17 protein-coding genes are annotated in these 21,548 nt (G+C 62.2%); 8 read left to right on the top strand and 9 right to left on the bottom strand.

Translation table 11 applies throughout. The annotated features are described in order from the left end of the window. Nucleotides 1-2: 2 nt before the first annotated feature. Nucleotides 3-2,546: an ATP-dependent helicase HrpB gene (gene hrpB / locus C4S71_RS00745; RefSeq protein ID WP_235014116.1), complete on the bottom strand. Its 2,544-nt coding sequence runs from the start codon at nt 2,544-2,546 to the stop codon at nt 3-5. A 70-nt stretch (nt 2,547-2,616) separates the two neighbouring features. Between hrpB and C4S71_RS00740 the strand changes: the two genes are divergently transcribed. Both C4S71_RS00740 and arsJ read left to right on the top strand, forming a co-directional pair. Beyond that, nucleotides 2,617-3,633, top strand: a complete 1,017-nt coding sequence (locus C4S71_RS00740) for an ArsJ-associated glyceraldehyde-3-phosphate dehydrogenase (RefSeq protein ID WP_103967876.1) — start codon at nt 2,617-2,619, stop codon at nt 3,631-3,633. Then, the gene (gene arsJ / locus C4S71_RS00735; protein ID WP_103967875.1) at nt 3,630-4,838 is read left to right on the top strand and encodes an organoarsenical effux MFS transporter ArsJ; all 1,209 of its coding nucleotides are present in this window, start codon (nt 3,630-3,632) and stop codon (nt 4,836-4,838) included. The genes C4S71_RS00740 and arsJ overlap by 4 nt, the downstream gene beginning before the upstream one ends. Here arsJ and C4S71_RS00730 read toward each other — a convergent pair. Further along, nucleotides 4,810-5,493: a TetR/AcrR family transcriptional regulator gene (locus tag C4S71_RS00730; protein ID WP_103967874.1), complete on the bottom strand. Its 684-nt coding sequence runs from the start codon at nt 5,491-5,493 to the stop codon at nt 4,810-4,812. The genes arsJ and C4S71_RS00730 overlap by 29 nt on opposite strands. Nucleotides 5,494-5,756: 263 nt before the next feature. Here C4S71_RS00730 and xdhA point away from each other — a divergent pair, with 263 nt between their 5' ends. The 4 genes from xdhA (at nt 5,757) to guaD (ending at nt 11,979) form a co-directional block, all read left to right on the top strand. Then, a complete protein-coding gene (gene xdhA, locus C4S71_RS00725) occupies nt 5,757-7,229 on the top strand; it encodes a xanthine dehydrogenase small subunit (RefSeq protein WP_103967873.1) in 1,473 nt (490 codons plus the stop codon). Continuing rightward, complete coding sequence (gene xdhB / locus C4S71_RS00720) at nt 7,213-9,729, top strand: xanthine dehydrogenase molybdopterin binding subunit (protein WP_235014114.1); 2,517 nt, start codon at nt 7,213-7,215, stop codon at nt 9,727-9,729. The genes xdhA and xdhB overlap by 17 nt, the downstream gene beginning before the upstream one ends. Continuing rightward, nucleotides 9,729-10,592: a xanthine dehydrogenase accessory protein XdhC gene (gene xdhC, locus C4S71_RS00715; protein ID WP_103967872.1), complete on the top strand. Its 864-nt coding sequence runs from the start codon at nt 9,729-9,731 to the stop codon at nt 10,590-10,592. Before xdhB ends, xdhC begins: the two co-directional genes overlap by 1 nt. A 70-nt stretch (nt 10,593-10,662) precedes the next feature. Further along, on the top strand, nt 10,663-11,979 hold the full coding sequence (gene guaD, locus C4S71_RS00710; RefSeq protein WP_103967871.1) for a guanine deaminase: 1,317 nt from the start codon (nt 10,663-10,665) through the stop codon (nt 11,977-11,979). Nucleotides 11,980-12,079: 100 nt separating this feature from the next. Here guaD and C4S71_RS00705 read toward each other — a convergent pair whose 3' ends face one another. The 5 genes from C4S71_RS00705 to C4S71_RS00690 form a co-directional block, all read right to left on the bottom strand. Beyond that, entirely contained in the window at nt 12,080-12,754 is a 675-nt protein-coding gene (locus tag C4S71_RS00705) for a TolB-like translocation protein (RefSeq protein WP_103967870.1), read from the bottom strand. 95 nt (nt 12,755-12,849) lie between these two features. Next, nucleotides 12,850-13,251, bottom strand: a complete 402-nt coding sequence (locus C4S71_RS00700; RefSeq protein ID WP_235014146.1) for a GNAT family N-acetyltransferase — start codon at nt 13,249-13,251, stop codon at nt 12,850-12,852. Nucleotides 13,252-13,540: 289 nt separating this feature from the next. Then, nucleotides 13,541-14,542, bottom strand: a complete 1,002-nt coding sequence (locus C4S71_RS22265; RefSeq protein WP_146064576.1) for a hypothetical protein — start codon at nt 14,540-14,542, stop codon at nt 13,541-13,543. A gap of 90 nt (nt 14,543-14,632) precedes the next feature. Beyond that, on the bottom strand, nt 14,633-15,562 hold the full coding sequence (locus tag C4S71_RS00695) for an STM4504/CBY_0614 family protein (RefSeq protein ID WP_103967868.1): 930 nt from the start codon (nt 15,560-15,562) through the stop codon (nt 14,633-14,635). Between the two features lie 91 nt (nt 15,563-15,653). After that, nucleotides 15,654-16,325, bottom strand: a complete 672-nt coding sequence (locus tag C4S71_RS00690) for a winged helix-turn-helix domain-containing protein (protein ID WP_103967867.1) — start codon at nt 16,323-16,325, stop codon at nt 15,654-15,656. 729 nt (nt 16,326-17,054) lie between these two features. On the opposite strand from C4S71_RS00690, the gene C4S71_RS00685 reads away from it, so the two are divergent. Both C4S71_RS00685 and C4S71_RS00680 read left to right on the top strand, forming a co-directional pair. After that, a complete protein-coding gene (locus tag C4S71_RS00685; RefSeq protein ID WP_103967866.1) occupies nt 17,055-17,684 on the top strand; it encodes a histidine phosphatase family protein in 630 nt (209 codons plus the stop codon). Between the two features lie 8 nt (nt 17,685-17,692). Continuing rightward, on the top strand, nt 17,693-19,840 hold the full coding sequence (locus tag C4S71_RS00680) for a putative bifunctional diguanylate cyclase/phosphodiesterase (protein WP_103967865.1): 2,148 nt from the start codon (nt 17,693-17,695) through the stop codon (nt 19,838-19,840). A gap of 56 nt (nt 19,841-19,896) precedes the next feature. Here C4S71_RS00680 and C4S71_RS00675 read toward each other — a convergent pair whose 3' ends face one another. Continuing rightward, entirely contained in the window at nt 19,897-20,523 is a 627-nt protein-coding gene (locus C4S71_RS00675; protein ID WP_103967864.1) for a LysE family translocator, read from the bottom strand. An 85-nt stretch (nt 20,524-20,608) separates the two neighbouring features. Beyond that, complete coding sequence (locus C4S71_RS00670; protein WP_103967863.1) at nt 20,609-20,962, bottom strand: nuclear transport factor 2 family protein; 354 nt, start codon at nt 20,960-20,962, stop codon at nt 20,609-20,611. Nucleotides 20,963-21,548: the final 586 nt, after the last annotated feature.

The following is a 21,548-nucleotide window of genomic DNA, read 5'->3' as shown; positions in this document are numbered from 1 at the left end:
GCTCATGAGCGCCGCTTGGTGCGGGCGGTGGCCTCGGCGGTGGTGGGGTCCTCGGGCCAGGGGTGCTTGGGGTAGCGGCCGCGCATCTCCTTGCGCACCTCGGGGTAGCCGTTGGCCCAGAAGCTGGCGAGATCCGCGGTGACCTGCAGCGGGCGCCGGGCCGGCGAGAGCAGGTGCAGCAACACGGCGACACGCCCCTCGGCGACACGCGGCGACTCCCGCCAGCCGAAGGTCTCCTGCAGCTTCACCGCCAGCACCGGTGGCCGCCCCTCCAGGCACGGTGTGTAGTCGAGGCGTATCTGCGAGCCGCTGGGCACTTCGAGACGCTCCGGCGCCAGCGCATCGAGCCGGCTACGCAGCGACCAGTCGAGGCTGTCGAGTAGAAAGCGGCCCAGCGGCAGCCGCGCCACCGCGTCGAGGCTTCTGACGCCGTCGAGGTGCGGCCCCAGCCAGGCTTCGAGATCATCGAGCAGCGCCGGCAACGACCAGTCGGGCCAATCCTGCTCATCATCACAGTCTTGATCCCCCCGAGAGCCCAACGCCTGGCGCAGCAGCGCGACCCTGCCGCGCAGCTGCTCGGCGCTGTCGTCGAAGGGCAGCTCGCCGCGCCGGCGCAGGGCGTCGAGCAGCGCCTGGCGCACCGCCTCCGGCGGCAGCGACGAAAGCGCCTTGCGCTCGAGCACCACCGCCCCCAGGCCGCGTACCTGCTCGCCGATCAGGCGCCCCTGCTCCTCCGACCACTCCAGGCTCGCCCGCCACTCTTGCGTTTCGGGAAACAGCGCCTCGAGCCGCGCTCGCTCGATGGCCACGCCGCGGAAGATTCGCGCGCCGCTGGCCTGGCCGTCCAGCTCGGCGGCCACCAGCAGCTCGGCATGGGCCAGCGCATGCCGCTCGGGCAAGGTCGCCAGGCCCCCGGATGCCAGGCGGAAGCGACCCGGCCCGGCGTCGTGCTGGATACGCTGCGCCACCCGGTCCGGATAGGCCAGCGCCAGCAGCTCCCCCAGCGGCGCCAGGCTCGTGACCTCCAGGCCCACACCGCCAATCCGCGCCAGGCGCTGAGCCTCGCGCTGCCATTGACGGTGAGCGGTGGGCTGCGCCAGGCGGGCCTGAAGCGTGCGCTCCAGGTCCTGTTCGCCGTCGAGATCGCGTCCCTCCAGCGTCGCCACCAGGGCACAGGCCAGCGGCACGGCGTCGAGCTCGCCGGCACGCGCCAGCATCGCCGCCAGGCGCGGATGGGTGGGCCAGCGTACGCAGGCACGGCCCAGCTCGGTGAGCAGGAAGCCCTCGTCCATCAGACCGAGCCGCTGCAGCAGGCGGCGCCCCGCCGCCAGCGCCCCGGCGGGCGGCGGCGTGATCCAGGCCAGCGCGCTCGGGTCGACGATTCCCCAGCGGGCCAGCTCGAAGGCCAGCGGAGCGAGATCGGCCTGCAGCATCTCGGGCTCGCCGTGGGCCGGCAGAGGCTGCTCCTCGGCCCACAGCCGCAAGCAAAGCCCCGGCCCCTGACGCCCTGCACGACCGCGACGCTGGTCGGCGCTGGCACGGTTGACGCGACGGGTCTCCAGCCGGCTGAGCCCGCTGCGCGGCTGGAACACCGGCACCCGCTCCTGACCGGCATCGATGACGATGCGTACGCCATCCACGGTGACGCTGGATTCGGCGATGGCGGTGGAGAGCACCACGCGCCGCCGACCGTCGGCCTCAGGCTTCAAGGCGCGGCGCTGCTCCTCCAGCGGCAGCCGCCCGTGCAGCTCGCGCACCGCCAGTTCGGGCCTACGGCTGGCCAGCTCCCGCGCCAGGCGGCGGATCTCGGCCACCCCGGGCAGGAACACCAGAGCATCGCCTTCGCTCAGGGCAAGGGCTTCCCCTACCGCTATAGCCTGCTGGCTTGCGGCGTCGTCGCGAGAGCTGGAGTTGGAGTTGGAGCGAAAGCTGAGCGGACGATAACGGGTCTCCACCGGGAAGCTGCGCCCCTGGCTTTCGAGCAGCGGCGTGGCTTCGCCGAGCACGCCGAGCAGGGCCTCGATGTCGAGGGTGGCCGACATCACCAACAGACGCAGGTCGTCACGCACCGACTGGGCATCCAGCGCCAGGGCCAGTCCCAGGTCGGCCTCCAGGCTGCGCTCGTGAAACTCGTCGAAGACGATGCCGCTCACCCCTTCAAGCAGCGGGTCGTCCTGCAGCATTCGCGTCAGCACCCCTTGGGTGACCACCTCGAGCCGCGTGTTGGGCCCCACCCGGCTCTCGCCGCGCATGCGGTAGCCCACGCTCTCGCCTACTCTTTCGCCCAGGCTTTCCGCCATGAAGCCGGCGGCCAGGCGGGCGGCGACCCGCCGCGGCTCCAGCAGCAGCAGGCGGCCTGCGCCGCGTTCTCCCAGGCACCAGGCCTCGTTCAGCAGCGCCAGCGGCACTCGGGTTGTCTTGCCCGCCCCGGGCTCGGCGACCAGCAGCACGCGGGAATGCGCGGCCAGCGCCTGGCGGATCGCCGGCAGTTGGGCATCGATGGGCAGTTCGCCGCCGGGCGTCATCGAATTGTCATCTCGCTTCATATACGATTTGCCATATGTTTCGCCACCGACGTTCACTCACGACTTTCTCTACAGACACGAGAGCCCCGACATGACCCTACGCATCGGCATCAACGGTTTCGGTCGCATCGGTCGCCTGGCGCTGCGCGCCGGCTGGACCAACCCGGACCTCGAGTTCGTGCGCATCAACGACCCGGGCGGCGACGCCGCCACCTTCGCTCACCTGCTGCAGTTCGACTCGGTACACGGCCAGTGGAGCGGCGGCGGCGATGATATCACGTCGACCGAGGACGCCATCGAGGTGGCCGGCAAGCGCATCGCCTTCAGCACCAATCGCGAGATCGCCGATACCGACTGGTCCGACTGCGACGTGGTGATCGAGTGCTCAGGCAAGATGAAGAGCAGCGCCAAGCTCCAGGGCTACCTGGACCAGGGCGTGAAGCGCGTGGTGGTCAGCGCGCCGGTGAAGGAAGAAGGCGTACTCAACGTGGTGATGGGGGTCAACGACCACCTCTTCGATCCCGCCAGCCACCGCATCGTCACCGCGGCGAGCTGCACCACCAACTGCCTGGCGCCGGTGGTCAAGGTGATCCACGAACGGCTCGGCATCCGCCACGGCTCGATGACCACCATTCACGACATCACCAACACCCAGGTGATCCTCGACGCCCCTCACAAGGACCTGCGCCGGGCCCGGGCCTGCGGCATGAGCCTGATCCCCACCACCACCGGCTCGGCCAAGGCGATCACCGCGATCTTCCCGGAGCTCACCGGCAAGCTCAACGGCCACGCCGTGCGCGTGCCGCTGGCCAACGCCTCGCTCACCGATGTGGTCTTCGAGGTCGAACGCGAGACCACCGTGGAAGAAGTGAATGCCCTGCTCAAGGAGGCCGCCGAGGGCGAGCTTGCCGGTATCCTGGGCTATGAGGAGCGTCCGCTGGTCTCCATCGACTACCGTAGCGACCCGCGCAGCTCCATCGTCGACGCGCTCTCAACCATGGTGGTGGCCGGCACCCAGGTGAAAATCTACGCCTGGTACGACAACGAGTACGGCTACGCCTGTCGCACCGCGGAGCTGGCCGCCAAGGTGGGGAACGCCGACGTATGATCGCGCGCGTCGCCGCCCTGCCCCGCGAGGTTCGCCAGTACCTGCTGGTGACCGGCAACTACTGGGGCTTCACGCTCACCGATGGCGCCCTGCGCATGCTGGTGGTGCTCTACTTCCACCAGCTCGGCTATTCGGCGTTGGAAGTCGCGCTGCTGTTTCTGTTCTACGAGTTCTTCGGTGTGGTCACCAACCTGGTGGGCGGCTGGCTGGGCGCGCGGCTGGGGCTCAACCGCACCATGAACCTGGGGCTGGGCTTGCAGATCGTCGCCCTGGCCATGCTGCTGGTGCCCACGGCCTGGCTCGCGGTGCCCTGGGTGATGGCGGCCCAGGCGCTCTCCGGCATCGCCAAGGACCTCAACAAGATGAGCGCCAAGAGCGCGATCAAGGGCCTGGTGCCGGCGGGAGATGAGGGGCACACCTCGCTCTACCGCTGGGTGGCGCTGCTCACCGGCTCGAAGAATGCGCTCAAGGGGGTGGGCTTCTTTCTCGGCGGGCTGCTGCTCACGCTGATCGGCTTCCAGGGGGCGATACTGGCCATGGCGCTGATGCTCGTCGGCGTGCTCGGCCTCTCGCTTGCCCGCCTAGACGCCGACCTGGGCCGCGCCAAGGCCAAGCCGAAGTTCCGCGAGATTCTCTCCAAGAGCCGGGCGATCAACATTCTCTCGGCGGCACGCATGTTCCTGTTCGGCGCCCGCGACGTGTGGTTCGTGGTGGCGCTGCCGGTGTTCCTCGCCACTCAGTTCGGCTGGGACCATTGGCGAGTCGGCGGCTTTCTGGCGCTGTGGGTGATCGGCTACGGGGCGGTGCAGGCGGTTGCGCCTCGCATCACCGGGCGCACGGCGGGACGCGGCGCCGCCATCGCCTGGGCCGCGGCGCTGGCGGCCCTGCCGGCATTGATCGCGCTCGGCCTTCAGTGGGAGTGGCAGCCGCACGTGGTACTGCTGGGCGGGCTGTTGCTGTTCGGCGCGGTGTTCGCGGTGAACTCCAGCCTGCACAGCTTCCTGATCGTGCGCATGGCGCGCTCGGACGGGGTCTCGCTGGACGTGGGCTTCTACTACATGGCCAACGCCATGGGCCGGCTGATCGGCACCCTGCTCTCCGGCTGGCTCTACATGACCGGCGGCCTCAGCGCCACGCTGTGGGTGTCGAGCGCCATGCTCATGGCGACGGTGGCGATCAGCCTGGCGTTGCCGAAGGAGGCTTGACCCCACACCCCTTGAGGATCACCTGGGTCAGGAACCGGGTGATCCGCTCCACGTCGGCATCCGAGATCTCGTCCTGGCCCATGATGCCCAGCACCTGGGCCTCGAAGTCGGCGTAGTGCTGGGTGGCCGACCAGATCAGGAAGATCAACCACACCGGGTCGACCGGATCCATCAGGCCGCGCTCGGCCCACTGTTCGAAGATTCTCGCCCGGGTACGCACCCACTCGCGCAGCTCGCCGCGCAGATAGCCCTGCAGGAAAGGCGCACCGCCGAGTATCTCCGCGGCGAACAGACGCGACCCTTCCGGGTGCTGGCGAGAGAGCTGCATCTTGCTACGGATGAAGGCCTCCAGCACTTCGGCCGGGTCGTCCTCCACGCTGATGTCATCGAGCAAGGCGTTCCAGCGCGCCATCATGCGCTCGAGCAGACGTACATACAGCCCACGCTTGTTGCCCATGTAATAGAGCACGTTGGACTTGGGCAGCCCCGCCTCTTCGGCGATGGCCTGAACGCTGGCGCCGCGATAGCCGAAGCGGGCGAACACCCGCTCGGCGGCTTCGAGTATCTCGCGCTCGTTGCGCTCGCGTGTGGCGCCATTGCTTTCGCCACCCGGCCGTACAGGCTGCAAGGTCTCGGTTTCGGTCACGTCGGTCATCGACAGGCCCTGCCCTGTGAATGATGGTGGGATGCCAAGAGAGTGCCCCACCGCGGCGGTTCCTGCAAATGAGACCATGGGCGTCTTTGCGCTTGCAAAGTGCGACATTCTGGCCCATGCTGGATACATCCTGACCATTTGGTCAACAATCGTCGAAACAGACGAACCAATACTGGCACCGTGCGTCACGCCACAACGACCGTGTCACAGCTTTTACCAACAACCACAATGTCAAAGAGACATAGCCAACAAGAGACAAGGCGATGATCGACTTCATGCTCAACGGGAGGCCGTGCAGAAGCGAAGCCACCCCGGAAACCAGCGTACTGGAGCTGCTGCGCGATACGCTCGGCGCTACCGGCACCAAGGAGGGCTGCGCCTCGGGCGACTGCGGCGCCTGCACGGTGGCCATCGGCGAACCCGGCCCCAATGGCGAGCTGCGCTATCACAGTGCCAACGCCTGCATCACGCCCGCGCATCAGCTCAACGGCCGTTACCTGGTCACCGTCGAGGGTCTTGCCCAGGGCGAAAAGCTGCATCCCGCCCAGGCCGCCATGGTCGCGTGTCATGGCAGCCAGTGCGGCTTCTGCACGCCGGGCATCGTGATGTCGCTGTTCACCCTGCACGAACAGCAGCGCCATACTCCGGCACCCCTCACGCCGCAGCGCCTGGAAGCCGCGCTGGGCGGCAACCTGTGCCGCTGCACCGGTTATCGCCCGATCCGCGATGCCGCCCTGAGCATGAACCAGCATCCCGAGAATCGCCCGCTGTGGCTCGATGCCGCCGCAGAGACCCAGCCAGCAGAGCCCAAGAATGAGGCGAAGGCGGCCGATAACGACGCCGCCTTCCTGCAGCCCACTACGCTTGCAGCACTCACCGATTGCCTGAAACGGCACCCCAAGGCACGGCTCGTCGCTGGCGCCACCGACCTGTGGCTCGAATCTACCCAGCGCCTGGCGCGCTTCGAGCACGTCATCGACGTGACCCGGGTCACCGAGCTCAACGACATCGACGATGCCACGCTGGAAGACGGCCGCAGCGGCTGGTGGATCGGCGCCGCCGTCACCTACTCGCGTCTCGAACCGCTGCTGGAAGCGCACTACGACGCCTTCGCCCACCTGCTGCACCGCCTCGGCTCCCAGCAGGTGCGCAACCGCGGCACCCTGGGCGGCAACGTCGCCAATGCCTCGCCCATCGGCGACACCCCGCCGGTGCTGCTGGCGCTGGGCTCGCGTCTGCGCCTGGTCGGCCCCGAGGGGGAACGCGAACTGCCGCTGGACGACTTCTTCCTCGACTACAAGCGCACCGCGCTGCGTGAGGGCGAAGCCATTCGCGCGATCTTCCTGCCGCGCCCCGAGGCGGGCCAAACTCTCAAGGTGTGGAAGCTGTCCAAACGTCGTGAGGACGACATCTCGGCGGTGCTGGGCGCCTTCGCCTACCGCCTGGAGAACGGCGTGATGCGCGACGTGCGACTCGCTTTCGGCGGCATGGCGGCCATCCCCAAGCGGGCCGCCAATGCGGAAGCGGCCCTGGAAGGCAAGGCGCCGGACCTGGCGGCCTTCCAGGCGGCTCGCGAGGCCCTGTCGAACGATTTCCAGCCCATGAGCGACGTACGTGGCAGCGCTCACTACCGCCGGCTCTCCGCCGCCAACCTGCTCGAGCGCCTGCGCCTTTCGATCGCCCAGGCCGACACCGACAGCCCCCGGGAGGTGATGCTCCATGCGTACGCTCACTAAGCTTTCTCTTTCCAAGGCGCCCGAAGCCGCGCCAAAGGACATAGACGCTGTCGACGACGTGAGCGCGGACTCCGCCGCTGCCCGCGAGGAACTCAGGGGCGAGATCAAGGGCTCCAGCCCGCTGGCCCGTGACACCGTTACGCCAGGCACGCATCCCAACTCGCGCTTCCACGAGAGCGCCATCAAGCACGTTACCGGCCGCGCCTCCTACATCGACGACCTCAAGGCCCCGGCCGATGCGCTGCACGTGGCGCTGGCTCTCTCGCCCGTGGCCCATGGCCGGCTGACTCGGCTCGATCTGGACAAGGTGCGCGCAATGCCCGGCGTGGTCGATGTGGTCGGCTTCCACGACGTGCCGGGACACACCGATATCGGCCCCGTGTTCCCGGGCGACCCGATCTTCGTCGAGGATGAGATCAGCTACGTCGGTCAGGTGCTGTTCGCCGTGGCCGCCGAGAGCCATCGCGCCGCCCGCGAGGCGGTGAACGCGGCGCTGGCCCAGGGCATCGCCGAGATCGACGAGCAGCCGGCCTGCCTCGACCCGGTGGCCGCCGCCGAGCGCGGCGAGTTCGTGCGCCCCACCCACGTGCAGCAGAGCGGCGATTGGGAACAGGCCCTGGCCAGCGCCGCCCACGTGGTCGAGGCGGAGCAGTTCGTCGGCGGTCAGGAGCACTTCTATCTGGAAGGTCAGGCCTGCCTGGTGCAGCCCACCGAAGACGAAGGCGTGATCGTCCACACCTCCAACCAGCACCCCAGCGAGACCCAGAAGCTGGTGGCCGAGGTGCTCGGCATTCCGTTCCACGCCGTGACCGTGGAAGTACGCCGCATGGGCGGCGGCTTCGGCGGCAAGGAGACCCAGGCCTCGCCCTGGGCCTGCATCGCCGCGCTGATCGCCCGGCGCACCGGCCGTACCACCCGCGTGCGCCTGCCCCGCGCCGACGACATGCGCGCTACCGGCAAGCGCCACCCGTTCCACAACCGCTACCGCCTCGGCGTGGATGAGCAGGGCGTGATCCAGGGCGGCGAGATCACCGTGATCGGCGACTGCGGCTACTCCCCCGATCTCTCGGACGCCATCGTCGACCGCGCCATGTTCCACAGCGACAACGCCTACTCCCTGGGCGAAGCTCGGGTGACCGGCCACCGCGCCCGCACCCACACCGCCTCCAACACCGCCTTCCGCGGCTTCGGCGGCCCCCAGGGCATGATGGTGATCGAAGCGGCGATGGACGACATCGCCCGGCGCATCGGCGAAGACCCGCTGACGGTGCGCAAGCGCAACTTCTACCGCCCCGGCCGGCAGACCACCCACTACGGCCAGCAGGTGGATCAGATCAAGCTGCTGCGCGAGCTGGTCGAGCAGTTGGAAACCAGCAGCGAGTACTGGGCACGGCGGCGTGCCATCACCGAGTTCAACGCCGAGAGTCCGATCATCAAGCGCGGCCTGGCGCTCACCCCGGTGAAGTTCGGCATCTCCTTCACCGCCAAGCACCTCAACCAGGCCGGTGCCCTGCTGCACGTCTATACCGACGGCAGCGTGATGATCAATCACGGCGGCACCGAGATGGGCCAGGGCCTGCACACCAAGATCTGCCAGGTTGTGGCCCGCGAGTTGGGGCTCGACGTCGACGAGGTGCGCATCACCGCCACCCGTACCGACAAGGTGCCCAACACCTCGCCCACCGCGGCCTCCAGCGGCGCGGACTTGAACGGCCAGGCCGCCCGCGACGCCTGCGTGAAGCTCAAGCAGCGCCTGTTCGACTTCGCCCATGAGCACCTCTACAAGGATCAGGGCCTCGACCGCGAGGAAATGCGTCTGGAAGCCGGCCATCTCATCGCCGGCCACGGCGAGAGCGAGCAGCGCATTCCCTGGGGCGAGCTGGTCCAGTCCGCTTACCTCAACCGCATCTCGCTCTCCGAGAAGGGCTTCTACGCCACCCCGCTGATCCACTACGACCGCAACGTCGGCCAGGGCCGCCCCTTCTACTACTACGCCTTCGGCGCTGCCGTGGCAGAAGTGAGCGTCGACACCCTGAGCGGCGAGTACCAGGTCGAGCGGGTCGACATCCTGCACGACGTGGGCGACTCGCTGAACCCGGCCATCGACATCGGCCAGGTGGAGGGCGGCTTCATTCAGGGCATGGGCTGGCTGACCAGCGAGGAGCTGAAGTGGAACGAGGCCGGCCGGCTGATCTCCGACGGCCCCGCCACCTACAAGATCCCGACCTACGGCGATCTGCCGCCGGTGTTCAACGTCAAGCTGATGGAGGGCCACCCCAACTCCATGGCCAGCATCTACCGCTCCAAGGCGGTGGGCGAACCGCCCTTCATGCTCGGCATGGCGGTGTGGTCGGCGCTGCGCGACGCCCTGGCCAGCTTGGCCGACTACGCCGAAGCGCCGCGTCTCGACACCCCGGCCACGCCGGAGCGGGTGCTGCTGGCCGCCGAGGAGCTGCGTAGCCGCTACGACAGCGCACGGCTGGAACGAGGCGCGCCGTAATGAACGCGCCACGGCCCACTCCCTGGCACGAAGCGTTGCACCGGCTGCAGCGCGAGGGGCTGCCCCACGCGCTGGCCACCGTGGTGACCAGCGCCGGCTCCACGCCCCGCGAGCCCGGCGCGCGCATGGTGATCAGCGAGAGCGACGTGTTCGACACCCTGGGTGGCGGCACCTTCGAGTTCCAGGTGATCGACGCCGCCCGCGAGAAGCTGGCGCAGGGCGACGCCGGCATGAGCCTCGAAGCCTTCGCCCTGGGCGGGCGCAGCGGCCAGTGCTGCGGCGGCTTCGTCAACGTGCTGCTGGAGGTGTTCCCCGGCAGCGCGGCGACGCTTGCCATCTTCGGTGCCGGCCACGTCGGCACCGAGCTGGTACGCCTGGCCGCCCCGCTGCCCTGGCGTGTGCTGTGGCACGACAGCCGTGAGGGCGTATTCCCGGCCTGGACCACGGAACAACCGCGCCTGGCCTGTCGCCACGCGCCGGACCCGCAGGCCGCCGTGGCGGCGCTGCCGACGGGCAGCCACGCGCTGGTGCTGACCCACGACCACGCCGAGGATCGCGCCCTGGTCGGCGCCCTGCTCCAGCGTAACGACATCGCCTCCATCGGCTTGATCGGCTCCAAGAGCAAGTGGGCCAGCTTCCGTTCGCGGCTCACCGATGCCGGCCACGACGACGCGGCCCTGGCTCGGGTGCGCTGCCCCATCGGCCTGGCCAGAAGCCCGGATGGCGAACCGATCAGAGGCGGCGACAAGACGCCCTACGCCATCGCCATCGCCGCCCTGGCCGAACTGCTGCCTATGGTGGGCAATGCCGAACGCGCCGATCAGCGCGGCCTGGCGCCGGCAGAGCTGCGTGCTCTGTTCTAACCCTAAGAACCGGACGAATCACTGACCCTCGGCAGCGGACGCCGGGGGCAGCAACCAACGAGCCCCAAACATGACGAGCAACGAATCCCGCGTAATACGCGCCGAACTGCTGAGCTTCGATGCCGATCCCGGCGAAGGCGACAGCCCCGCCGAAGGCAGCGTGCGTCACTACGCCGACGGCGCGCTGTGGCTGGAGAACGGCCGCATCAAGACCATCGACGACTACGCAGCGCTGGCGCCACGCCTGCCCGAAGGCATCGAGACGGTGGATCATCGCGGCAAGCTGGTGATGCCCGGCTTCATCGACAGCCACGTGCACTACGTGCAGTTGGAGATCATGGCCTCCTACGGGCGTCAGCTGCTGGACTGGCTGAACGAGTACACCTTCCCAGAAGAGTGCGGCTTCGCCCAGCGCGAGCGGGCCGAGGTGATCTCCAACGCCTTCCTCGACGAGATGCTGCGGGTCGGCACCACCACCGCCCAGGTGTTCTGCTCCAGCCACCCCACCTCGGTGGAAGCCTTCTTCTCGGCCTGCCGCGAGCGCGACCTGCGCATGCTGGCCGGCAAGGTGCTGATGGATCGCAACGCCCCCGAGGCGCTGTGCGACGACACCTACGGCGGCATTCGCGACACCGAACGGCTCATCGGCGAGTGGCACGGCAGAGGGCGCCTGGGCTACAGCCTGACCCCGCGCTTCGCGCCCACCTCCACCCGCCAGCAGCTCGACGCCACCGGCGGCCTGCTGCGCAACGACCCGAGCCTGTGGCTGCAGACCCACCTCTCCGAGAACCCCGGCGAACTCGACTGGGTGGCCGAACTGTTCCCCGAGAGCCGCGACTATCTCGAAGTCTACGAGCAGTCCGGTCTGGTCGGCCCACGCAGCACCTTCGCCCACGGCATCCACCTCGACCAGGAAATGCGTTGCAGGCTGGCCGAGCGCGGCGCCAACATCGCCTTCTGCCCCAGCTCCAACATGTTCCTCGGCAGCGGCCTTTTCGACCGCCTGGCGGCACGCGAAGTCGGCCTCAACATCACCTACGCCAGCGACATCGGCGGCGGCACCGATCTCTCCGGCCTCGCCACGCTCAAGGCCGGCTACCAGGTAGGCCAGCTGCGCGGCCAGCCGCTCACCGCCTGGCAAGGCCTCTACGGCCTCACGCTGGGCAACGCCAAAGCGCTCTCGCTGGACGACAAGATCGGCCGCCTCGCCCCCGGCCTGGAGGCCGACTTCGTGGTGATTGACCCCGACGGCTCACCGCTGCTGGGGCGTCGTCACGCACGTTGCAAAACCCTCGGCGAGCGGCTGTTCGCACTGATGATGCTGGGCGACGACCGCAGCATTCTGGAAACCTGGGCAAGCGGACGCTGCCAGCATCGGCGCGGCTAAGCCTAGGCCAAGCCTGAAACGAAAATGGCGAGTGGTTCTCAGAATTCATGAGGACCACTCGCCACGATTTGAAATTCAGTGTGAAACCCGGTTTTGATACCTACTGCGAGGCCCGTACCTCCCCGCTATCCGCATCGAAAATCCAGCGCTCGTCACCCACCCGGAAGAGCAGCTCTCCATTCCTCCACGCCAGCGCCTCGTAGATGCGCACCTCGGGTGCCAGCTCGTCATGCTCAGGGCTACGCACCGGCATGGCACTCTCCTCCACCGTTTCTCCCAGCCGCTCTGCATCGACCACCGTCAGCGTGCGACCGCCCGCAGGGCCTTCCTGCACGAAGACCAGCCGTTGCGAATCATCACTCCACGGCCCGATGGTGATATTGCCGCCGTACTGGAATGCAGCCGGCCTTAGCTGCCGCGCTTCCATTCGGATAAGCCATCCAGCGCTATGTGCCGCTCCCGAAGTGACCACGGCTAGCCAGGCACCGTCCGGCGAAATCGAGGCTTCCTGGAAGCGCTCCGCAGCACCAAACTCAGCCTGTTGATCCGCGCGAATGGTGCCCGGCACATCTTCCATACTGAGCAGCACGGACCCATCCGCCGCACGGATCTCCTCGTCGCCTACCTCAAGCGGAGCAAGCGCCGCTTCGGATTCAGAGGTATCGGCTGTTTCGGTCGTCGGCGGCGGCTCGCCATTCCCCGGCGACGGACAGCCGCTGAGCACGAGCGCAGCGGTTGCGATTGAGAGAACGAACGATAGCCTGCGTGGTGCCATGAAGCCTCCTGATGCTGAATTGAATGCTTCATCTGCACGGCAGTGTAGGTGCCAGGGAACACCTGTAAACCTTTGCGGCGGTTTTCAGCCGCTTGCTAAGCGCTGGCCTCATCTATGGTCAGGGTCATGAACACACTGTTTGGATCTTCCAGGTAATCGCCGAATGGCGCACATGGGGTAAAGCCAAATGAAGCGTATAGCGCCCTTGCAGGCTGGAAGTACTCCATCGACCCGGTCTCCAGACTCAGTCGACTATAACCGCTTGATTTTGCCTCACGCATCATGTGCGAAAGAAGGCGTGACGCAACACCCCGACGCAAGTAGGGCTTTGCGGTCCTCATGGACTTTATCTCGGCGTGAGTCTGTGAAAGACGCTTGAGTGCTCCAATACCGGCGAGCTCCGCCCCGTCCCACATCGCCCAAAGGGTAACGTCGGGGCCACGTAGCCCATCGAGATCGAGTGCGTGACGGCTCTCAGGAGGAGCCGTCGGCGCCATCGACTCAAGGTGCTCTCGTATTAGCCCGATAACTTCTTGACTTCGCACGTCATCAACACGGATGTCCAAAGTTGCTTCCTCGTAGGATTGCGGCTTAACGCTGTCTAAGATAGTTCTGTACTGATATTTGATGCCTAAGTTCTAGATTTTTTTAATGAGCTTTCTAGTAAACGATCCTTAAGGCCGAGCACCATAACGCCTAGCATCAGCCGACCATTGTAGTGGTTTGAGGCTTGTGGCATCCGCCACAAACAAAACGCCGCGGAAATGGGTCGGCTGAATGCAATTGTTATAAGTCATATATCTCACTTCCCTTACAAAATACTTTGGCGTGAGATTGATAAACCACATTCTTATTATACCTGTCCAGAATTTTCAAATTATTCGTTATAAAATGGACTCGAACATTTTTCTCTTGATTTTCATTTCCTGAAATAATTCTTTCTATCAGCTCCTGGTTATCCCACAGATAAGATGGAGCATATTTACGAATATCGGTGAAAACGTAGGTGATAAATGAGTTTGAAGATAAATTGAATTCGTATGTCGTATGCTCATCTGTATCAGTCAAAATAGTAAACCCTCTGTCAGAAAGCGCCACATATTTATCTTCACACTCTCCGCTGTATGTATTTACATATATATTCACCATATTGCTCGAGTCTGCAAAAAACGAAACCAGCATAGACTCAACAATATTTACTCCGTCAGCGTCTTTAACAGCCAATAAGTTAAATAACGATTTCATCCACCCAACATACTCTTCCTCAGAAACACCGAAGGTAGCGGCAATATCCGATCTTGTGGGATCAGCACCACGTTCTATTTTTTCATATATTGATTTATGAGCTTCATCGGTAGGTACAAAAGTTCCCAAGCTACCGAATGTATTTAATGTTTTCTTTATACAGTATGGATTTCTAAAGCTATTTAATACCTTTAGAACAAATACTCTGATTAGCTCATCGCTTATATTTGAGTCATTAGCACTTACCTTTTTTACCAAGGGCTTAGTTAACTGACCGATTTCTCGTTCGTATTCGCCATACAAGCCTTCTAGACTATATTTCCTTTCTGAATCAAATTCATCAAAGCTATACAAGTCATCGTGACTTAAATTATTTTCGATCTTAACTCCCGCAGGAGAATCCAGCTCTACCTCATATTCCTCACGATTGGTAATTGAAAATGCATAAATCCTTTGTCTTTTCTTGTGTCGTGATGGATCAATAGAATTTAGCCTTTGCTCGGCCTGAGACACATAATGATGATTTGTGGATGAGCTTTTCATGCCACACCAAAACTAAAAAATGACTTATAAAGCCGTGCTCTGCGGCAAATTTTGAGTGCAGTGGAAAATTTGGCCGGCAGCAGCGCATTGTTAGCTGTACTTTTCTTCACACTGTGCCAAGAATAATAGATTAGTAGCTGTGAGGTGTAGGGTATAACTAGCTAAATGCTCTGGAACCGATGTAACTTCAGCTCCCTGCCCGTGACCACCCTCTTTATTTCGCACCGTTGGAATGCCGCTTTCAAGCAGAGTTCGAACAGAGGAAAACTGGTTTTGTAAATACTCGGGCACCAACCCATTAGCAAGACAACTATTAATTAATTTCTTCGCAGTATCGTCTTTATTAAAAGACCACGAATGCTTTTCGTGGATAGCCTTCATCAAGCTTTCAAATGATTTCAGGCAGTCATTTAGACACTCTTTATATCGTTTATGGCGATAGTGTTCATGCGCAGATAAGAACTCATCATTTGCGCCCGCATACTTTATATTTTTACCTAGCAAGCGCAGCACCGGCTTAACAACCTCAGAATGTATAAATTGCGAATCAACTCTGATTAGCTCTCCAGACTCGAACTGGTAACCGATCCCTGACTCTTTAAACCTCGAATTCAACTCGGAAATTGCATCATCCGGCTTTTGGGATGCACCTGCTGCATTGCGAAAGTCCCACTCTCGCTCACGCACATGTGTATCAATAATACGAAACGCAAGCTCAATGATGTCGAGACATTTTTCATAGTTTTTTTCATTTAGAAAGTATTCAAACACTGCTTCAAAATTTGAGTTTGTGTATTCCTTCAAAGAGAACACGCCATACTCTTTACAAAGCACCCTATGAATTTCTCTGTAAACCCCATTCGTAGCATTATTATAGCTCTGCTCAACACCAATAGTGTCACGAATTATATGGACAACCTGAACTCGAAAACTCTGTTCAAGGCTTTCATATTGATATACATCCGGGACTTCTCCCCTCAACTTTTTTTGTCGCTTTGAGAACAGTTCAAAAATTGGCATGCAATGTGTAACTCCTTTCAGCCAACGCCCGGCTCACGCGCCGGTTTGGAGCCGCGAAACGGCGGAAAATCGGTCGCTGTGCAGCCGACTGTTAGATTTTCGTTCTAAGCTGCTTCAGCTCTTCAATTGAGCACGGAGGATCAGTGCGGTGAATCATTGCATGGCAATTTGGACAGATAGGCCTCAGATCCTTAATTGGATCGATAACATAAGATTCACCGATAGACGCAATAGGCACAATGTGATGGACATGAATAAAATGACGCCCCCTATCCCCATACTCCGCAAAGAATTCGAATCTGCAAACTGCGCATTTATATCCGTGGTGATCTATACACTTTTGGCGCGCTTCAGGGCTCCGCTCATAGGTGTTTACAGTCACCCTCTTCTTTGCTCCTTCCTGAAGCTCATCAGACACCTCATCTGGGTATACGATGTGAGCCAGTTTTCCCGTAACCAAGCCCTTGGCTTTTTCCGCTCCCTTTTCAGAAAGCTTCCAGTACCCACGTTGCGAGTCTGCTAGGTAGCCATACTCATTCAATTTACGGCGAGCCCACTGGACTCGGTTATTCCAGACGGGCTCATCCCTTCCATCACCAAACAACTCATCTCTTGTTTGCACACGCTCATTAGTGCTCAGCTCAAAGTGGTCAGCCAGCGGCTCGTAGGTATCTTTTGCTCGCATTTGGCGCGAGTCGCCTCCGCGCTCGAAAAGGAGCTTTAATAGGGGAAGCTCGACTTCTTCATATGCAGGGTATGTCATTGTTTCCTCAATCTAACAGTGATTGGACTGCGCATCCTAATATCGGATGAATACCCTGCGCGTTCAACAATGTTATCTGTCGCGCGCCTATTCTTCCAAATCGTTGATTTTTTTCTAGCACCTAACTATAGCTCGGCCACCTATGTAGAATTCGCGCGCATGCTCAATTTGTCAGAACCAGCATATTATATGCGCAGTTTCTTATTTAAATAAAAGAAATATAATAAATGCACACACCTGATCCCAAGCTCAGCAGGCGAAGCACTTCGTTTGAAGTGCGACAGCGACCGGACCGAGAAGAGCCGCTACGTAACGCAGGTGCTGACCAAGGGCTTTGCCTAGGCGCGGAACACGTAGCCCGCTGGGTTGAGCCGAGAATTCCAGGGACGCTACCGCCCTGCTGGCAGAATGGATGACGGTCCCATCATCCCTAATGCGGCATCCCTGAGTACGTCTTGGTTACGTAAGCCATCTTCTGCGGCTTTTTTCTCAACGTAACCGAGAGAAACGTTGAGGGCAACGCCAACCAAGGCACGACACCAAGGCACGACACCAAGGCAGCACAATTGGCGCGAGCGCACCCTCTCGCCACCTTGACCTAGATCAAAAGTTTCGTTGCCTATACCTAAGGTGGCTAGTGAGTACTAGATTTCTCATGGCATATTGCATCATTACAAACGATAACCAGGGTCGTCCGTGCTCCCTCTGCCCACTTTGCTTCGACAGCCGTTGCCCTATTCCCGCCTGCCGTTGGCGTGCCTGCTGTGTCTCGCCAGCCTGCTGGCGTGGGCGGATGAGCACGTAGCGGTCGAGCCCAGCGCCGAGCTGTTGGCTTCCCTCCACCAGGGCGGCTATGTGTTCTACATGCGCCATGGTCCGACGGACACGAGCCTTCCTGACCGGGTACCGGTCGACTTCGACGACTGTGCTACCCAGCGCCCCCTGAGCGACGCGGGGCGTGAACTCATGGCCACTGTCGCCGAGCACATGGCGCGGCACGCCTGGCCCATCGAGGATCCCGTTCTCGTCTCGCCCTTCTGCCGAACGCAGGAAACCGCTCGGATCCTGTTCCCGAACAAGCCCCAGCAGATCGATGAGCTGCTGCGCTATACCGCCGCGATGACGGACGACGAGAAGCGGCCGGTCATCGAGCATACCGGCAAGGCTCTCTCACTGCCGGTCGAAGGCAGCGTCAACCGCATGATCGTAGCCCATGGCCCCAACCTGGCCGACTTGATGGATTACTTCCCAGCCGAAGGCACCCTGGTGATCTTCTCGCCGCTCGGTGAGGCGGGTTATCTCTACCGTGCCAGCATTCCACCGGAGCTGTGGCCAACGCTGGCCTCCCAAGCACCGTAAGGTTGCCCATGAAGTCGAACCGACCGCTCATCTGGATCTTTCTTCTGCCCACTCTGGTGGTGCTGATCCCTGCCCTGCTGTTCGGTCTTGCCGCGGTGCAGGTGCTCAAGGAAAGGATGACTCAGGACCAAGCCATTCAGTCGGCGGACATGGCCGCTCTGCTGCAGGCCGCCAACTACACCCAGAGCCTGGGCGAGCTACATCAGGGCGTAGTGGACATGCTGCAGCAGGCCGACCGGGGCGAGCTGTCGGCGCTTGCCAGCTATCGGCTGCATTCGAGCTTCGTCAACGAGCTTGCCATCTTGGCTGGCCAGATACAGACGTTGACCGAAACGCCGCTGATGATCGATTTGAACCACGGCAGTGCCCAACATTTGCGCGAGGCCTTCGAGGGCTATCGGCGCTTCATCATCATGGCCGGCGACATCGCCACCGTGGATGCCACCCGGGCCCGACATTACCTGGACGAGGCACAGCATGAATTCCTGCGCTTCTCCATGCTCACGGGGCACCTTTCGTCCAAGCTGGCGCAGCGCAGCGGCGAGCGCACCAGCGATGCCTATCAGGACACTCTTGGGCACTTCAACACACTGCTACTGTTTGGCGGGGCGATCCTGGCACTGATGCTGGTCGCCGCCTTTTACTCCGCCCGGATCCTGAATCGTCACCTGCTGATCATCGCCGAAGGGTTGCTCGCGCTTTCCCATCCCCACCGGGAGGTTCCCGAGCTGCCGCGAGTTCAGCGCCTTGCCGAACTGGGGCGGGGCCAGTTGCAGCAGCTTGCCCTGGCGGTGCTGCGGCTGCGTGAAAGCGAGGCACGTCGACTGGTGGCCGAACGCAAGGCCCACCAGTTGGCCCACTTCGATGGCCTGACGGAACTGCCCAACTGGCGCATGATGAGCGAGCACCTGGCGCATTCATTGATGTTGTGTCAGCGCAACGGCCAGCATGGGGCGCTGATCTACCTGGATCTCGATCTCTTCCAGCAGATCAACGACAGCTACGGGCATCGTACCGGCGACCGCTTGCTGCGCGAGGTTGCCCAGCGACTGCGCACCTTCCAGCAGGAGGGGTGTATGGTAGGGCGGCTGGGCGGCGATGAGTTTCTCCTCATCATCGACTCCCTGCCCAAGCAGCCGGACAAGGCGGCCAATCTGGCGGAAGAGCTGGCCGACCGAATCCGGATCGTCGTGGCCGAGCCCTACTCCATCGACGGGATTCAGCACTTCCTCTCGGCAAGCCAGGGCGTGGCGATGTTCGACGGCTCGAGCGATGTCGAGACCCTGTTCAAACTGGCAGATGCCGCCTGTCACCATGCCAAGGTTGCCGGTCGTAACACCATTTGCTTCCATGACGATGCCACCCAGGCCCTCATGGAAGCGCGTAACGAAACCAGGCGCGATCTGCGCTTGGCCCTGCAGCGTGGCGAGTTCCGCCTCGTCTATCAGCTTCAGTACGACGCCGCCCATCGGCCGCTGGGGGCCGAGGCGCTGATCCGCTGGCAGCACCCATCTCGCGGCATGGTGTCGCCGGCGGAGTTCATCCCGCTGGCCGAAGAGAGTGGCCTGATCGTACCCCTCGGCGATTGGGTTCTCGAACAGGCCTGTCGGCAACTTGTGGCCTGGCAGCAGCAAGCGGTTACGGCACATCTGACCCTGGCCGTGAACGTCAGCGCCCGACAGTTCAAGGAACCGGATTTCGTCGAGCGTATCCAGCGGGTACTCACCGCCACTGGCGCCGATCCCCACCGCTTGAAACTGGAGCTGACGGAGAGCAGCCTGCTAGACGACGTCGAGGCCGGAATCGACAAGATGCGGCGCTTGAAGCGTCTCGGCATCCGGTTCGCCCTGGACGACTTCGGCACCGGCTACTCTTCGCTGCAGTACCTCAAACAGCTACCGCTGGATCAAATCAAGATCGACCAGAGCTTCGTCAACGATCTGCTGCTGAGCGGTGATGACATGGCCATCGTGCGAACCATCATCGCCATGGGAGTATCCCTGCAGCTCGAGGTGGTGGCCGAAGGGGTGGAAAGCGCCCACCAGCTCGGCTGGCTCGTCGAGGCGGGCTGTCACGTGTTCCAGGGCTATTACTTCTGCAAACCGCTTCCTATCGACCAAATCGAGCTGCCATTCACCTCAATCTCGGTGAGCTGAACCGGAAATTCCGCCTCGTTCCACAGGCGTCCACTCGATGGGTGGGTGAGCCGCCTTCAAGCAGGACGCTTTGCGAGGAGAGCCCACACACCCGCTGCTGACAGCAGCGAACCACCTGCCAGGTTGAAGCGCCGTTGCGCCCGTGGCGAGGACAGCAACTTTCGCGCCGAGCCAGCAAATACCGCATACAGCGTTGCGTTGAGCGCAGCCATGCCGACGAACGTGACTGCAAGAATCCAAAGCTGTTGCGTGACAGCCGAGCTTGGATTGATGAACTGCGGCAGAAAGGCAACGAAGAAGACAATGCCCTTCGGATTGAGCGCGGTGACCAGGTAGGTGTTCGCGAACAGCTTCCAACGAGATCCTGGCGCGGCTGGTGCAGACAGCTCGGCGGTAGAAATGCCAGCGCGAAGGAGTTTGATACCGAGGTAAAGCAAGTACAGCCCGCCGGCCCATTTGACGACCGTAAACCAGAAAGCCGAGGTTGCCAGGAGTGCACCTAATCCTAGAAGAGACACCACCAAGGCCGTTGAGTCGCCGAGTGCAACGGCAGTGACGAGCGGCACGTTCGCACGCCGGCCATGCGTCATGGAGTAGCTTATGACCGTAAGGATGGTCGGGCCAGGGATGATGAGAAGCACCGCAGACGCGGCAACGAAGGCAAGCCATAGCTCGATGGACATGTAGCCCTCCTCTTTTAACGGCTAACGTTGAAGCTGAGCCGTGCCAGCTTGATGCCGCGGCTCGAGCACCCTGTTGGGCTCCCGGTTATAGAGGTGTGTGCTGATGAACCGCCAGCTTCCATCCTGCTTCGCGCACATATGTGCTGCTGATCAGCGCCACATACGGCTCGCTGCCCTTCCGCTGAGCGCTCACCCTATAGACTAGGGTTGCCGCATCGGCAGCCAGCGTGACGACCCCCACCTCTTCAATCTGGAATGTCTGCCAAGGCTGCGGACCAATCGACTGGAGGATGCGCTCCTTTCCTTCCAGCAGAAGGCCGCCAGGAAAGAGCATCACTGCATCCTCGCGAAGAACAGAAGCGTAGAAGTTCCTCGCAGCATCACCTTCGGTGGAAAGTGCAGCCCAACCCTGCCGCTCCAACTCAATGAGTTCCTTCACTTAAAGTCCCTCCAGGCCCAATCCCGCCCAACGCCTGAATTAAGCCGCGCAGCAAAGCGGCGTCGGCTTGAATGAATTGTTAGGCGGTGACGACATGTTGAAGGATGTCTTGACCGCTTTTGACCAACAGCGGCTGTCCCAGAGTATCCAGCATATCCCGTGGTATATGTGCGACCACTGCAATATCAGCCACCAATGGACCAGAACACCCAGGGAAGTAGATCACAGATGACCCCTTGCCTAGAAGGTGAGCGAGTCCATCCCATAGGCGATGATCGTGGCAGGGCCGCTCGACTATGATGCTGTGAATGCTTTGAGGATCATCGTCGAGTGCGGAGAGCGATAGGTCACAGGAGACATCCGGGCTGAAAGAAAGCCGCCACCAATCGGCTTCGGTCTCAGACAACGCGTCGCCGAAGGTCTCTCGGATTGCGTCACATGGAATCCCAACCGGATCGCCGTGGGAGAAGCTCTGTAAATACACGTCGAAACTCATTAACTGCCTAACGCCGGAGCTAAACCGCGCCGCGAAGCGGGTTCGGCATGAGTGAATCGTTAGGTTGCGCCCGACGAGACGTAACCAGGA

It is taken from the genome of Billgrantia desiderata, from assembly GCF_900108215.1.
In the GTDB taxonomy this organism is placed as follows: domain Bacteria; phylum Pseudomonadota; class Gammaproteobacteria; order Pseudomonadales; family Halomonadaceae; genus Halomonas; species Halomonas desiderata.
The sequence above is the reverse complement of the archived record's forward strand: the minus strand, read 5'-3'. Positions and strand labels throughout refer to the sequence as shown.

Bases quoted from the DNA above. Each gene is read 5' to 3' on its own strand.
- hrpB (WP_235014116.1), bottom strand. From the start codon at position 2,546: ATGAAGCGAGATGACAATTCGATGACGCCCGGCGGCGAACTGCCCATC.
- C4S71_RS00740 (WP_103967876.1), top strand. From the start codon at position 2,617: ATGACCCTACGCATCGGCATCAACGGTTTCGGTCGCATCGGTCGCCTG.
- arsJ (WP_103967875.1), top strand. From the start codon at position 3,630: ATGATCGCGCGCGTCGCCGCCCTGCCCCGCGAGGTTCGCCAGTACCTG.
- C4S71_RS00730 (WP_103967874.1), bottom strand. From the start codon at position 5,493: ATGACCGACGTGACCGAAACCGAGACCTTGCAGCCTGTACGGCCGGGT.
- xdhA (WP_103967873.1), top strand. From the start codon at position 5,757: ATGATCGACTTCATGCTCAACGGGAGGCCGTGCAGAAGCGAAGCCACC.
- xdhB (WP_235014114.1), top strand. From the start codon at position 7,213: ATGCGTACGCTCACTAAGCTTTCTCTTTCCAAGGCGCCCGAAGCCGCG.
- xdhC (WP_103967872.1), top strand. From the start codon at position 9,729: ATGAACGCGCCACGGCCCACTCCCTGGCACGAAGCGTTGCACCGGCTG.
- guaD (WP_103967871.1), top strand. From the start codon at position 10,663: ATGACGAGCAACGAATCCCGCGTAATACGCGCCGAACTGCTGAGCTTC.
- C4S71_RS00705 (WP_103967870.1), bottom strand. From the start codon at position 12,754: ATGGCACCACGCAGGCTATCGTTCGTTCTCTCAATCGCAACCGCTGCG.
- C4S71_RS00700 (WP_235014146.1), bottom strand. From the start codon at position 13,251: ATGGCGCCGACGGCTCCTCCTGAGAGCCGTCACGCACTCGATCTCGAT.
- C4S71_RS22265 (WP_146064576.1), bottom strand. From the start codon at position 14,542: ATGAAAAGCTCATCCACAAATCATCATTATGTGTCTCAGGCCGAGCAA.
- C4S71_RS00695 (WP_103967868.1), bottom strand. From the start codon at position 15,562: ATGCCAATTTTTGAACTGTTCTCAAAGCGACAAAAAAAGTTGAGGGGA.
- C4S71_RS00690 (WP_103967867.1), bottom strand. From the start codon at position 16,325: ATGACATACCCTGCATATGAAGAAGTCGAGCTTCCCCTATTAAAGCTC.
- C4S71_RS00680 (WP_103967865.1), top strand. From the start codon at position 17,693: ATGAAGTCGAACCGACCGCTCATCTGGATCTTTCTTCTGCCCACTCTG.
- C4S71_RS00675 (WP_103967864.1), bottom strand. From the start codon at position 20,523: ATGTCCATCGAGCTATGGCTTGCCTTCGTTGCCGCGTCTGCGGTGCTT.